Source organism: Microcoleus sp. T3_B1 (assembly GCF_036700445.1).
Lineage (GTDB): Bacteria > Cyanobacteriota > Cyanobacteriia > Cyanobacteriales > Microcoleaceae > Microcoleus.
The window spans coordinates 37,901-51,489 of sequence record NZ_JAUBOX010000058.1 but is presented as its reverse complement, the minus strand read 5'-3'; the positions used below and the strand labels follow the sequence as shown (position 1 = coordinate 51,489).

General features: G+C 45.2%; 15 protein-coding genes. 4 read left to right on the top strand and 11 right to left on the bottom strand.

Annotated features, from left to right (window positions below; all coding sequences use genetic code 11):
- Positions 1-155 precede the first annotated feature (155 nt).
- From QT990_RS25055 to QT990_RS25025, 7 genes are all read right to left on the bottom strand, one after another.
- Positions 156-929, bottom strand: a complete 774-nt coding sequence (locus QT990_RS25055) for a class II aldolase/adducin family protein (RefSeq protein ID WP_333142029.1) — start codon at positions 927-929, stop codon at positions 156-158.
- Between the two features lie 118 nt (positions 930-1,047).
- Positions 1,048-1,725, bottom strand: a complete 678-nt coding sequence (locus QT990_RS25050; protein ID WP_333142028.1) for a hypothetical protein — start codon at positions 1,723-1,725, stop codon at positions 1,048-1,050.
- Between the two features lie 180 nt (positions 1,726-1,905).
- The gene (locus tag QT990_RS25045) at positions 1,906-3,162 is read right to left on the bottom strand and encodes an NAD(P)/FAD-dependent oxidoreductase (protein ID WP_333142027.1); all 1,257 of its coding nucleotides are present in this window, start codon (positions 3,160-3,162) and stop codon (positions 1,906-1,908) included.
- Positions 3,163-3,186: 24 nt separating this feature from the next.
- Positions 3,187-3,345: a rubredoxin gene (gene rd / locus QT990_RS25040; RefSeq protein ID WP_333142026.1), complete on the bottom strand. Its 159-nt coding sequence runs from the start codon at positions 3,343-3,345 to the stop codon at positions 3,187-3,189.
- A gap of 273 nt (positions 3,346-3,618) precedes the next feature.
- Positions 3,619-4,386 (bottom strand): ChaB family protein, encoded by a 768-nt coding sequence (locus QT990_RS25035; protein ID WP_333142025.1) that lies wholly within the window; start codon positions 4,384-4,386, stop codon positions 3,619-3,621.
- A 175-nt stretch (positions 4,387-4,561) separates the two neighbouring features.
- A complete protein-coding gene (locus QT990_RS25030; RefSeq protein ID WP_333142024.1) occupies positions 4,562-4,933 on the bottom strand; it encodes a DUF5615 family PIN-like protein in 372 nt (123 codons plus the stop codon).
- Positions 4,930-5,223 (bottom strand): DUF433 domain-containing protein, encoded by a 294-nt coding sequence (locus QT990_RS25025; RefSeq protein ID WP_333106892.1) that lies wholly within the window; start codon positions 5,221-5,223, stop codon positions 4,930-4,932. The genes QT990_RS25030 and QT990_RS25025 overlap by 4 nt, the downstream gene beginning before the upstream one ends.
- A 79-nt stretch (positions 5,224-5,302) precedes the next feature.
- Here QT990_RS25025 and QT990_RS25020 point away from each other — a divergent pair, with 79 nt between their 5' ends.
- From QT990_RS25020 to QT990_RS25010, 3 genes are all read left to right on the top strand, one after another.
- On the top strand, positions 5,303-5,992 hold the full coding sequence (locus tag QT990_RS25020) for a polysaccharide deacetylase family protein (RefSeq protein WP_333280004.1): 690 nt from the start codon (positions 5,303-5,305) through the stop codon (positions 5,990-5,992).
- Positions 5,993-6,029: 37 nt separating this feature from the next.
- Positions 6,030-6,977 (top strand): hypothetical protein, encoded by a 948-nt coding sequence (locus QT990_RS25015; protein WP_333465885.1) that lies wholly within the window; start codon positions 6,030-6,032, stop codon positions 6,975-6,977.
- An 85-nt stretch (positions 6,978-7,062) separates the two neighbouring features.
- Positions 7,063-8,547: an S-layer homology domain-containing protein gene (locus QT990_RS25010; RefSeq protein ID WP_333465884.1), complete on the top strand. Its 1,485-nt coding sequence runs from the start codon at positions 7,063-7,065 to the stop codon at positions 8,545-8,547.
- Positions 8,548-8,679: 132 nt separating this feature from the next.
- Here the strand turns inward: QT990_RS25010 and QT990_RS25005 are convergent, their stop codons facing one another.
- From QT990_RS25005 to QT990_RS24995, 3 genes are all read right to left on the bottom strand, one after another.
- Complete coding sequence (locus tag QT990_RS25005) at positions 8,680-9,909, bottom strand: sulfotransferase (RefSeq protein WP_333465883.1); 1,230 nt, start codon at positions 9,907-9,909, stop codon at positions 8,680-8,682.
- Positions 9,906-10,760 carry a hypothetical protein gene (locus QT990_RS25000; RefSeq protein WP_333411947.1) on the bottom strand — a complete coding sequence of 285 codons (855 nt, stop codon included), beginning with the start codon at positions 10,758-10,760 and terminating at the stop codon, positions 9,906-9,908. The genes QT990_RS25005 and QT990_RS25000 overlap by 4 nt, the downstream gene beginning before the upstream one ends.
- 377 nt (positions 10,761-11,137) lie before the next feature.
- Complete coding sequence (locus QT990_RS24995) at positions 11,138-11,842, bottom strand: glycerol-3-phosphate ABC transporter substrate-binding protein (protein ID WP_333142017.1); 705 nt, start codon at positions 11,840-11,842, stop codon at positions 11,138-11,140.
- A 205-nt stretch (positions 11,843-12,047) separates the two neighbouring features.
- Between QT990_RS24995 and QT990_RS24990 the strand changes: the two genes are divergently transcribed.
- Complete coding sequence (locus tag QT990_RS24990) at positions 12,048-12,722, top strand: acetoacetate decarboxylase family protein (protein WP_333142016.1); 675 nt, start codon at positions 12,048-12,050, stop codon at positions 12,720-12,722.
- Positions 12,723-12,949: 227 nt separating this feature from the next.
- Here QT990_RS24990 and QT990_RS24985 read toward each other — a convergent pair whose 3' ends face one another.
- On the bottom strand, positions 12,950-13,429 hold the full coding sequence (locus QT990_RS24985) for an orange carotenoid protein N-terminal domain-containing protein (protein ID WP_333142015.1): 480 nt from the start codon (positions 13,427-13,429) through the stop codon (positions 12,950-12,952).
- Positions 13,430-13,589: the final 160 nt, after the last annotated feature.

The following is a 13,589-nucleotide window of genomic DNA, read 5'->3' as shown; positions in this document are numbered from 1 at the left end:
AATCAGAAGATGTGGGACAAGTATTAGCTCCGAGTTGTGCTTACTTAAACGGCTTAATTGGTAATCAGGTAAAACCTCCATGAGTATAATTGCTCACTGCAAAAGTGACATGCTCCCACTGTGTTTGTGTAATAGCGGTTGAAACCGCCGAGTTTCTAATCTAATAAGTCGGGTTCCCGACGCACTATCATGTCATAAAGCGGTTGAAAGCTAAACCATCCCATACGGTGAGACCCTACTTGCTGCTGTGTTAAACGCGCACATTCTGGCTTGATGAGAATTGGTTTTCCCGCTGCTTCGGCCATTAACTGCGCTTGACAAGAACGTTCCATTGCAATAAACCACCAAGCGGCTTCATCTACTGTTTGACCTACTGTTAACAGTCCGTGATTTTGTAAGATAATAGCTTTTTTCTCACCTAAAGTTTTGGCTATGCGTTTAGCTTCTTCGATTTCCAAAACAACTCCGGTGTAATCGTCAAATAAAGCTTGGTCTTCATAAAAAGAACAAGCATCTTGCGTCAGCGGGTCAAGCAGGCGGCCCAAACTCGACCAACTTTTGCCGTAGGGAGAATGAGCGTGGGCTGCTGCGATTACGTCGGGGCGGGCGCTGTGTACTTGGGAATGAATGGCAAATGCTGCTTCGTTTACGGGTTTATTTCCTTCAACAACTTCGCCTTTGTGGTTGACTAAAATTAGGTCGCTGACTCGAATTAAACCAAAGTGCATTCCAAAAGAATTGACCCAGAAATGGTCGAGGTGTTCGGGGTCGCGGACGGTGATATGTCCGGCAATTCCTTCGCTGAATCCGAAGCGGGCAAATAATCGAAATGCGGCGGCTAAACGCTGTTTGCGGTGGCGGCGTTCTTCTTCAATTGAGTTGAATGTTGGGGGTTGAAAAGTGACTTTGGGGATTTTTATTGCAACCATAGATTTGGGAATTGGGCATTGGCCAAACAGGGCATGGGGCATTGTTGACTGTTAACCGTTGACTGTTGACTGTTGACTGTTAACTGTTAACTAATGACTACTGACTAATGACTACTGACTACTGACTACTGACTTTATCTTCGCTGAGACGCAAGCCTGCGATGTTTTTGCAGTCAAAGGTGGCGTTGTTGCCGGGGCGACGTTCTATTAATTCGATGATTTGTCCGGCGGGGTTTTGCAGAAACCACTGGGTTAATGAGCCGTAGTCTAGAGGGCGCTCTGATAGCGGTTTAAAGTTTTTATTTTGCCATATTTTAGCAGCATTCTGCACGTTTTCGACTCGAAGCGCGACGTGGTGAACTGCTTCTAATCCTCTTTCTTGCTGAAAGCGGTTTTTTTGGTCGCCGGCTGCGTGGGGCGCATCTAATACTACTAAGCCGCCGGCTGGCATCAATAAGGTCATTAAATGCAGCCACAAATCGGAGGGAACATTAATGTTTTCCGCACAAAAGTTAATCGGGAACAAGTCTGGGCCTTCGACAATTTTGGCACCGAAGGGGTAAAAAGATTCGGCATATTTTTCGAGTTCGGTTCGGCTGGGAAATGTGATGACAAAGTGGTCGATCGCAACTTGTTCGTCGTACAGGTGTGTTTCAAACGTCCAGGCTGTTAAAAATTCGGGAGTGATAAATTTGGGGTTGAATTCCAGCAAGCCATTTTTTTCGATGAAAGGTGAGTCAAAATGGCCCTCAAGGTTGCGATCGAACTTTAGGGTTTTTAGATTCAAGTTTTTCATGTATCTCACCCGATGTTGAAGGACGCAAAACTGCGAATTTTGTCTACAAGCTGAATTTGACACACATTTGGTGCGCCTTCAGTCAAAAATAACACAAAATTTAATACAGGCAAGCCGATCGCCCGATCGCAACTCCCAAACCTTTACAAAGCAAGTATTCCCCAATCTAAAATCTACAATCTACAATCTACAATCGGATGGTTTGCCGATCGCGTTCCCGGCCAACCACGCCGTAGTCCAGGCACTTTGGAAGTTGAAACCGCCCGTCACGCCGTCGATATCCAAGATTTCCCCAGCAAAGAAAAGTCCGGGACAGCGGCGGCTTTCCATTGTCTTAAAATCGACTTCTTTGAGGTTGACACCGCCGCAGGTGACGAATTCTTCTTTAAATGCGCCTTTTCCGGCAATCTGATATTCGCCTTGAACGAGTTCTAGCAGGAGGCGATCGAGGATTTTATTCGATAAGTCGGCCCAGCGTTTTTGCTCATCAATGCCGATCGAACTTGTCAAACGTTCCCAGAGGCGGCGCGGCACCGGAAAGGGACAGCTAGAGACAATCAATCGGTGCGACAACTGCGACTTAACCGCTAGCAGTTGCTGCCGCAAAACTTCCGCATTGTACTGGGGAAGCCAATTAATCAGGACAGAGGTTTTATAATGGCGATCGTGCAAAAATCTCGCACCCCAAGCCGAAAGTTTGAGGACAGCAGGCCCGCTTAAACCCCAGTGAGTAATTAGCAAAGGCCCGCTTTGTTCTAATTTAGCTCCCGGCAATTTCACCTTAGCATTAGGAACCGAAATTCCGGCTAAATCTTTGATTCTACTGTCGGAAATATTAAAAGTAAATAGAGAAGGAACGGGCAGTTCTACAGTATTACCTAACTCTTTTGCCCACTTATAACCCGACGGATTGCTGCCTGTAGCGAGAAGAATGCGATCGCACTTAAAACTCTCCCCCGACTTCAACTCAATTTCAAATGTAGGGGCGGTGCCCCCGTGCCCGCCCTCCAATGTTAACTTCTTTACTGAAACTACTGCATCGCCGGTGCGAATTTTTACGCCTGCATCCTCAGCAGCCCGGATCAAACAGTTAACAATTGTCGCCGAATCGTCTGTAATCGGAAACATTCGCCCGTCTTCTTCTGTTTTCAACTTCACACCGTGACCGGCAAACCATTCTACAGTATCGCGGGGTTGAAATCGAGTAAAAGCACCGCGCAGAGCTTTCCCTCCTCTGGGGTAATTCTGCACTAAAACACCGGGGTCAAAACAAGCGTGAGTCACATTGCAGCGCCCGCCGCCAGAGATGCGAACTTTTGCCAGGAGTTGCCGGCCAGCTTCTAGTAAAGTGACGCGGGCCTGCGGATAGGTTTTGGCACAGGTAATTGCACTAAAAAAACCAGCAGCACCGCCGCCGATAACTGTAATTTTGAGCATTCGATCGGACAAATTTTTTCTCGCTTATTCTGGTTCAAAATCGGATTTTTTCGCCCCGCAAGTCGGACAAACCCAATCGTCGGGGATATCTTCAAAGGCAGTACCGGGATCTATGCCTCCGTCGGGGTCGCCTACTTCTGGATCGTAGACGTAATTGCAAACTGTACAAACGTATTTTTGCATTTGCTTAACTCAATTTTATATTGTAAGCTTATAGATTGTACTTGACAACGCAACCTAGTGCAATACCAATTTCCCAACGTAATGCGACTTTCGGCGATTCCCAAATTATTAAAAATTAAATTTTGCACAATCATAAAATCTAAAATCTAATTAAGTCTTGCACACTTATAAAATCTAAAATCTAAAATCTAAAATCTAAAATCGTCAAAGCCTCCAAAACCGCAGTTCTAGAGGCTTGATTGTATTTTTTATTAGTTTACTGTGATGGGAAGACTAGACTTTTGCTAAAGGCTTAGTCCAAACGCCGTTTTCATCTTCTTCGTATTGCTGGTGAATGGCGTCCCAAGCAGTGTGTTCCGCTTGTATCGAGTCGTTGCTTTCGTCAAATGCGGCGTTGTAGGATTCCATAAAGGTTTTTTGAGCTGCTTCCGACAGGTGCGATCGCACTTCTGGAGATAAGTCTGCCGGACTATTGCAGCGACCTTTAACGGCGCGCGGCAGCGTCATTTCGCTAACTGAAACTTCTTCGCCACCTGCACTTTCTAGCAAGAGTTGAAATTCGCCCGATTTATCTGCGGGAACTTCGGCCATCACTAGAAATTCGCCTGCTTCAACGCGCGTTTGATAGATAGTTGCTTTGTCTTCGGGCATTCCCACAGCGACTAAAGCGGAAACTAGACCCGCACCGGCCGAACCTGCGATCGCGCCGCTAGCAGCACCCAACAGTACAGCACCCAGCGGGCCCGCCGAGACTACTGCACCGACAAAGGGAATAAACAGCACGCCGACGCCTGTTAGCAAACCCAAAAAAGAACCGAATAAGGAACCAAAAATTGCCCCGCTTCGCAGACCGCCTAAAATTACATCTTTTTTAGTAATAAAGCCGGCAATTTTAGTTTTAGATTGAAAGTTTTTTCCCATTACTGAGATGTGGTCGCGGGAAACTCCGCGATCGAGCAACCGCCGAATTACGCCGTCTAATTGTTCTTCTTCCTTAAATACGGCTGAAACTGTTCGTTCGGCTAAATATTCCTCGGTCATTGTTCCTCCTTGATCGTTTCTCGATTAGTTATGCTGGTTTTCAGTATAGGAGGACGCTGTAGGGCGATCGCATCGACCGCGAGATAGAGGTCGATGCGACTGTGGCTAGATTGAGTCTATATCAAAGGAGTTAAAGAGGCTGGTAGTTTCCGGTGCAATCGGTTATTTCAAGCTTTTATTCATATCTAATGTACTCAGCTAAAAACACCAATTGATTTATCATTTCTTCGGCTGACTTAGCAGCAATCAAGTTAAAAAACCCCCGCAACTGATCGCCAATCGAGTACCGCTGTTGCACTCCCATAATAATTCCAGCATGACCGATATTTTGGGCAATAAAGGTACTGTGCAAACGACAAAAATCTTTAGTGTTGAAACTGTATATGGCACGCCCTTGCTCCGCTGCCCAGATCAGTTGTTCCTCATCTGAACAGCTAAGCTTGTTAGCGTCCGAGGTAGTTATTACGTCTACACCAGAGGTTCGCAGAGCGAGTATCAGCGAGCGTTGGAGAATATCCTCATCCATGTATAAACAAATTCGGCTCACGATAGCTTACCTGCCATATATTCTGCTTCCAAACGGTCATACTCTTCGTAGTAAGCTGCTATTTCGGCGTCCGTTGCTTCCTTGTTCGCGTAATAGTAAGTGAGTGCTGCATAAATTTGTGCTAAAGTCAAATGCGGTATTTCATCAATGATTTGCTGTGGAGTCATCCCGGCATTAAAATCAATAGCAATATTCTGTACCGTAATTCTAGTTCCTGCAATTCGCGGGCGGCCGCCGCAAGTTCCGGGCGTGCGGACAATTAGCGTTCCTATATCAACGGCAGTTGTCATATTTACCTAGATTGAGTTAACTTTATTCTATTGTAACGCAGCTTCATTTCTACCCGATCGCACTAAACAACATTAATCAATGCCATTAGCACCCCTGTTTCCTGTCGTTCATCCCATCCTCAAATCGGCTTTTCCCAGATGTCTGTGGACTGGAGATATCAACAGCCGAGAAATTGCCCTCACATTTGACGACGGGCCGCACCGTCAGCACACACCTCAATTGTTAAAAATTTTAGATAAATACGACATCAAAGCTAGTTTTTTCTGGCTGGGATTTTGCGTGGACAGGCATCCAGAAACGGCTAAAGAAGTGTACGATCGCGGACACTGGATCGGTCTCCACGGCTACCAGCATATATCGTTTCCCAAACTCAAAACCCACGAACTCAAACAAAGTTTAGAAGACACGCAGAAAGCAATTGCCAAAGCTTGCGATTTAGATCCCAAATTAATCCTGGACGTGCGGCCGCCCAACGGCATTTTTACGCCGCGAACATTAGAGTTATTGCAACAGTGGGAATATCGCCCTGTAATGTGGAGTGTTGTCCCGGAAGATTGGGTGCGGCCGGGGGTGAGGAAAGTTATTAGTCGCATCGTGCAGCAAACAGAAAACGGCTCAATTATTGTACTGCACGACGGCTATTGCGGTGGCGAAGATGTGGCAGCTTCGGCTGATAAAATAATTCCCTTGCTTTTGTACAAAGGTTACAAATTCGTGACAGTCGATCGACTGTGGGAACAGGCTAACATTCAAATACCAGGAAATTAAGTTAAAGAAAAAAAGACAGTTTATTGCATCTCTTTGTTTGGTAAGTGCCGGATGGGCGATCGAGCTTTCTCCTATTGTTACCAAAGCGGAAAGTCGAATTGTCGCGCAGCAGCCAGCCAGCCTCGCAGCGGAGCCAGATCGCAGATCAACTCACCCTAAAATAGAATTGCTAAATCCTGGAGCAGAGCCGCGACAGCAACTGCGTTTGGAACCCGCTATTAATGTCAAACAAGCGAGAGTTATCACCCTAAAAATCGAGCGAGGAACATCCGTGAACGCACAGTCTTCGCCTGCGCTTAAATTGCCAGGAGCAGTGATGACCTTCGAGACAAAAGTCACTAAGATTGATGCCAACGGGGATATTCACTACGAGTTTTTTTTCGCTAACGCAGATATCGCAGGCGATACTGCAAATTTCCCAGCCACCGCAATTGATGCCCTGCGTTCGCAACTCAAAAAAATGGTCGGAGTGAAAGGTTCTTTCATCATGGACAATCGTAGTTTTGATAAAGGAGGTAAATTTATTTACCCTGAAGGAGTTGACAGCCAATTAAAACAACAGTTTCAACAAATATCTAAAGAGCAACTTTCCTTGCCACTGCCCGCAGAAGCTGTCGGCAAAGGAGCCAAATGGCGCGTTTTTTCTGCCTCTAATTTCAATGGCATAAATGTGAATAACATTGTTACCTATGAATTAACTGGATTGCAAGATGGAGTTGTTACTCTAAATAGCAGTATAGAGCAGCAAGCAAACCCCCAAAATTTGACCAGGCCCCAACTGCCGGCCGGAGCTACTTTAACCCTAAAATCTTTTGTTGGTCAAGGTGGAGGAGAATTTATAATCCGACTAGATCAATTACAGCCTGTTCGCTTTATCATGTCTTTTAATTCTCATACGGAAATTGTTCTAAAAAATCCTGGTAATCCGGAAGAACTAACATTTAAAACACAAATGTCGATGGAGATGACTTTAGATTCTAAATGAGCGCTAGATAGGGTTAAAATACCTGATAACGTGTAAAATTTGCGTAATTTTCTCTTCCAGATTTGGTAATAAAGGAGGATGCTGTATGATTCGATCGCACAGATGGCAAGCTATCATCGGTTTACTGGTAGCCCTGGGGATAATCATCGGGAATTCAATGTTTCCGGGCATGAATGTACCGCCGGCATTTGCTCAAGCTAAATTTCAGGATGTTAAAGACCATTGGGCGCAAGGTTGCATTGAGGAGTTAGCACAGAAAAAAATTATCAGCGGCTACTACGAAGACGGCACTTTTCGCCCGAATCGCCCAGTCAGCCGCGCTGAGTTTGCGGCGATGGTTCGCATGGCTTTTCCCGATGCCAAAACCGTCCGCGCTCCGATCGACTTTGCAGATATTCCTACAAATTACTGGGGTTTTAAAGCAATTCGAGAAGCTTATCAGACGGGTTTTATGTCTGGATACAGTGGCAGTATCTTTAACCCCACTTTGAATATTACCCGCTGGCAGGCTTTGGTAGCTTTAAGCAGCGGCTTGAAATATACACCTACGACGGGGCCGGCGGCTGAGATTTTGGATGCGACTTTTGAGGATGCGCCGCAAATTCCCGAACTGGCCAGAAGTGCGATCGCCGCCGCCACAGAAAAACAACTTGTGGTCAATTATCCGGCTGTAAAACAGCTAGAACCTACTCGGAATGCTACTCGCGCCGAAGTCGCCACTTTTTTCTGTCAGGCGATCGCCAAACCCGGTCAAACGGCCTTAGTTCCTGCGGAATATATCGCCCAAGTTCCGGCGAATATCGGCCCGCCGAGAACAACAGAAACCTCGGAATCGGGGAAACTTCGCGCAGAAGTTTCTTTCGTAAAAGAAGCAGAAAATGCTAAAAATCTCCGCATCAAAATCATCCGCGACGGTAAAAAATTATTAGAAGAACCAGTGCTGATTCCGACTCGTTCTCTAGTAGATAACCCCGACCAAAGAGCCAGCGAAGAAATATCAGAAGGACGTTTTTTATCGCTGCGAATCCGTGATTTGGACGGCGACAAGGAACCGGAAGTCCTGGCAGATTTAGTGTCAACCAAAAGCGGCGTCCGCTGCTGCAATTATTCGTTTATTTACCGCTACGACTCGGCAGCTAACAAATACACTCATATCAAGCATTTCTGGGGCAATGTGAGTTACGAAATTGTCGATTTTGGCAAAAATGATATCCCAGAGTTTAAGAGTCAGGACGGCAGATTTTCCGAGGCTTTTACCAATTATGCTGATTCTCGCTTCCCGCTGCAAGTTTGGCAGTACCGCCAAGGTAAAATGCAAGATGTTAGCAAACAGTATCCGGTGGAAGTATACACGAATTCTGCTGAGCTTTGGCTGGAATCTAACAAGCGTCTGAGTGAAGATGGGGAGGTGAAGGGGGTGTTGGCGGCTTTCATGGCGAACAAGTATGTCATGGGCCAGGAGGCGGAAGGTTGGCAGTTGTTGGAGAAAGTTTATCAAGGACGCGATCGCACTCAATACTTTGGGAAGTTGCGGGAGTTTTTGGTAAGTACGGGTTATGCGAGTAAGTAGATTTGCAGGTCTTTAAGCGCAGAGGAACGCGGATTAACGCGGATAGTGTCTGTAGGGGCGGATTTGGTATTTAGATTAGCTGTTCAGTATTTGGTATTTCGTGCTAAACCCGCCCCTATAAGTTTTTTGTAATTACCATGCAAATTCTCTCTTCAGATTTTCCGCTAATTTCATATTGTGCGGCTGAAAATACTCGCGCAATCGCTGGCTGACAACATCATCCGCAGGCTGATAATCACCACCGTTGTACTTTTGATAATTCCCGAGTGGAAAATCTGGCAAATCTAAAAACTCAAAAACTTGTTTGAGTGTCGCAGCCGGATTGGCATAAAATTCTTCACTCTGCAAAATCAAAAACTGTTCCCGATGAAAAAGTTTCATCCACTGTTTGAGACTGCAAGCATAAAGACTCTTATAAATATAATGACAATCTTTCCACTGAGCCCTATCTTCTAAACTGGTTTCGGTTGCACCAGCAAGCAATTGCAACTCGGAATCGATCGCCTTTTCAAAACTCCTGCGTTCAGTACCGCGCCTCACCAGCATTTGATAGTGCGAAAAAGCCCGATCAACTGGATTTCTCAAAATCACAATCAGCTTAACTTTTGGTAAACAACCGTGCAATCTTTCTGCAGCCAGCGGGTGAGTCAGATAAGTCGGAGTTGCTTCTCCTACTAAAAAATGATGCGAATCTATTGGCGGCGGAAAATGCGCCTGGTACCAAGCTAATCCCTTGTTAAAATTTTCTGAAAAAAAACAGATTTCTTTATTGGCTGCCGGTAAAATCTGAGGGTGGGAAGTGATATATTTGTAGAGAGAAGTTGTGCCGCAACGGGGAGAACCGATGATAATGAAATCGGCCGATCGCAATTTTTCATAATTCCATTCTACTTGTGCCAATTCCGGGCGAGATGCGACTGTTTGCAAGCGGACTGCAGTTTGAAAAAGTGCGCTCGACTCTTGAATTTTTCCCTGCTTGCTCAGCGCTACAGCCAAGTTAATGTAGGCTAATGGAAAATTTGGCAAAATCTCGATAACTTCGCGGTAAAGAGCAACCAGGCTGTCAATCAGAGGAGAATATTGAGGCAGCGGCGCGTACAGCAAGGGGAAGTAAGCAGCAGTAAAGTTTGGTTGTAGGAGAATGGCTTTTTGGTGACAGGCGACAGCTTCTGCAATTTGTCCGTTTTGTTGCAGCGCTTTGCCTAAATTGTGGTAAGCGGAGGGCGAATTGGGATTTTGGGCGATCGACTGTTCGTAAAGGGCGATCGACTCTTGCAATTTTCCCTCATCCTTTAAACTATCTCTAAAAGTATCTGTAAAAGTGCGATCCTCTCCGAAGGCTTCGCTAAGGGCAAAACTCATGCTGGAATCCTGTAATAACCGCGCATCATCACCTTAACATCCAAGTGCTTCATTTCGGCAGTAGAAGCATCGTGAATCATATTTTCAGTCGGTGCAATATAAGCCTCACCCGGTGCAATTCTTAGCTTCACCACCGGATAATTAGGATAGCGTCTCATAAACTCATGAGTTAACTGCCTCCTCCAAGGTTTGCTAACATCTGACTCGCGACAGCCCAACATCTCAAAAATGTCCATCTCAGTCAAATTCACAAACAAAAAATAACGGCTGTCCCGCCCTAAATTCAAGCAAATCCGATTAGTAGCGTCCTGCTTTTTCGCCAGCGGCAACCAGTCCCAATTATCAGTATGCAAACCGTTGCGGCAACCCCGTTTATTATCAATTGTTGCCGTACTCAATCCCGGCTGCCTGCCTCCCATACCGTTAATAATTGGCGACGCGTCCGACATACAAAAAGGCTTAAAATATTCAATTAATTTATCGAGTGCTTGCTGGCATTTTTCCTGCGATTTAAACTCAGCGACCTGTAGCCGAGTTGTTAGCGAAGCTATACCGGCAGCAGCAAACAAGGTTAAAACATCCGGCGGTAAACGCACAATTCCTATACCCGAATATGGCGGCGGCGGTTCATGAACCCAAAGCAGTGCAGACTCTGCTGGTGTTGGTTCCCTCCAAGGTTCTTGTGGCATAAAAGCCCCTTCGCAATACGGAATGCGATGGGGTACGCTGTCAACAGCTAGCTGAGTCCCCGAACTCAGCCACACTCGGGGAATTTGCCAGTCTGATTCTGGAGTTTCTAACTCCAAATTTTGACATCTATAAATTACGATACTCCGGCGCAGATAAGACATTTTTTACTATATTTGAAAAACAGGTTTGTAGTAAGGACTAAAGTCCTTAATTTGGTCAAAATTAAGGACTTTAGTCCTTACTACGAACTGGGAACAATTCAAGTTTTTACTACAAAATTATTGCTCTTTTGTAGTCTTATTTAATGACCGCAGTGCATTGGTGACAAGTTAAGACTTAATTGCATTTGTCAATCAGTAATATTACTCAAAAAAAACTGCTTTTTTAGGAGTGGAAAATTTACGATTTGAGAGGGAGTAGGTATAAATATCATGGGAGGCATGATTCCTCGATCGCCCAAATCTCAGTTTTATGCCCAAAATCCGAGTAAATGTTGAGCATAATTGCTGATTGACAAATGCTTTCTTAGCTTAACTTGTTAGCAATGACCGCAATGACCGCAGTGAGAACAGTGAGAACAGTGAGAGCAGTGATTAGTGCAGTGAGTACAGTGACGGCACAAAGCCCCTACTTCACACCCTTCAGCATGAGGAAATTGCCAGAGGGTTTGCGTTAAAGTTGTCGGGTCAACATCCTGCCTGGGAACTGAAGAAAAAGTCAAAACGCGGGCTTCGTCGTCTGTGCTTTCTACCAAAATTTCACCCTCAGCAACTTGAATTGCATCTCGGTGCAAAATGCTGATGCCGAACATATTGGTCATGCCCAATTCTGACAACTTAGAGGCAATTTCATTGAGAAATTCCGAGTTGTTGACAACTGCTTCCGATCGTTCGATTGCTGCGGAGACAGCCTCTGTAACGCGGACAAATTCTAAGGGAAACCAAACCGATTCGCCCGATGTTTGATTGTGTTCAACCTTCCACATATAGGGAATCGCATCGGTATATTCTGTGGTGGGTTTGATATAAGCATTGTTGCCTTCAAATTCTTCGACCAATCTTTCGTTATCGGAAAGGTCGAAGTGTTTGTGCAGCAAACAGATACCAACCTGCTTTTGTAAACCGTGACGGCGGACGATCGCGCCCAGTTCTGTCATGTTGTCTTTGGCTTGCTCTAACAGGTCTTTCGCAGTGAAAAAATGATCTAAACAATCAAAAATATCTGGCTTGTAAGATGTCAGCATACAGGTTTAGGTTTCCTTTTAAGTATCCACCTTTAGAGCATAGGTAAATGCTGAGCCGATGTCAACTATTTGCCGAGCGTAAAACTATTATTGGTTTGAAAGTAAGTAAATTTACTAACAAGCTGCGAAGAAATGTAAAGCCTTGTTGCTTTTTGAAGCGCCAAGCTAAAATAAATATAAAATATCAGACATTAAATCACTTAAAATGGTATATCCACCTGCACCTTGGAGTCTGCAAGGTTATGCTGTTCAGACTTTACAATTGGTAGATGTGGCACGAGTGCGCCTCTTGGTTCCCTCTGAGTTAGAAATTGTCTCTGTATTGCCCGGAAAAACCCTAGGTGGCATTTATATATCCTCCTACGGGTTGGGTTCGGTTATGGAGTACAATGAGTTAATTGTAGTTAGCGCGATCGCCAATTATGCAGGAAAATGGGGCGCTTGGATTTCCCATATTTACGTAGACAACCCTAACTCGGTAGCCGGCGGGCGGGAAATTTGGGGACTTCCTAAAGAATTAGCTACATTTAGTTGGGAAGGCAGCGATTCGGTAAAAGCAGCACCCCTAGGCTACCGCGTCACAGTTAGCCAAGGAAACCGTCAACTGTGCAGCCTCAATTACAGCCAGCAAAGCTTAGCCTTACCGCTGCCTTTTAGCGGAAATGTTTTCAGCGCTGACCGCAGCAATTTGCTGTTGTTTAAAGGAGGATTACAGTCTCGCATCGGTTTGATTAAAGGCGAATTAGAAGTGGCAGAAGAAAGTCCTTTTGGCAGTTTAAACTTAGGTCAGCCCTTGCTAACAGTTGCCTGCGAAGATATGCGTTTAACAGTCAGTGCGCCGGAAGTTGTGGGAAACAGAGCCGTTGAATTCAGTTATTAGCTGTAAAGTGCGGATATTCGCCGTAAACCTAAAAAAACACAACAACCAGAAACCCGGTTTCTTGAAGAAGCCGGGTTTCTGGCGCGGCGTATTAGTTTGAGCTACTTACTAATCTTTTTGAGGACTTACGCATCAAACGGTGCTAAAAACCCGGTTTCTTCTTAGATGCGTCGTTGCAGCCCCCAATATTCTCCGAGAAACCGGGTTGTTTTTCGTAAGTCCTATTTTTAAATGCCAGCCCCCGGAGCGGCTTCAGCACCCATTTCTAAAATTGTACCGCGAAGGAAATCAATTTGCTGCTGGAAGTCCATGCCCTCAATCTTTCCTAATAAAGATTTTCCTGCGTCGGGAAGTTGATAGTCTGGAGGGACAGGAATAATAGTTCCTTCGTCCATTCCTACTGCTAGAAAATACCAAAAAGCCAGTTTCGTTTCAGGGCTCATCGAGCCGTACATCCGGCTGATTTCGGTATTGGCTTTTGAGGCAATGTCGCGCATTACTTGTAGTTGTTCTTCGTGGGGCAGCGGCTTGACTTGCTCGAACAAACCCTGAGCGATTTCGGAACCGGAAGCACCGGGAGCCGCTGGTGTTATTGACTTGCCCATTTGGGTGTAAACAAACCACAGCAAACCTAATTGGTCGTCTACACTCAACTTCTTAATATCTGCTTTTCCTTGGTCGTAAGCACTGGTAGTAGTAAAGGTCATTCAAGCCTCCAAAATAATATGTATTGCTCAGTTTTCTTATTTGTGAGAAAACTTTTGTTTGCTACTTAAGTTAAAGTACCTAATAAAGAGTGAGGCTAGAATCTTGCTTAAGACAGAGATGAGCCAGGACCTAAGTTCGGCGAGTAAATTAACCAAAATA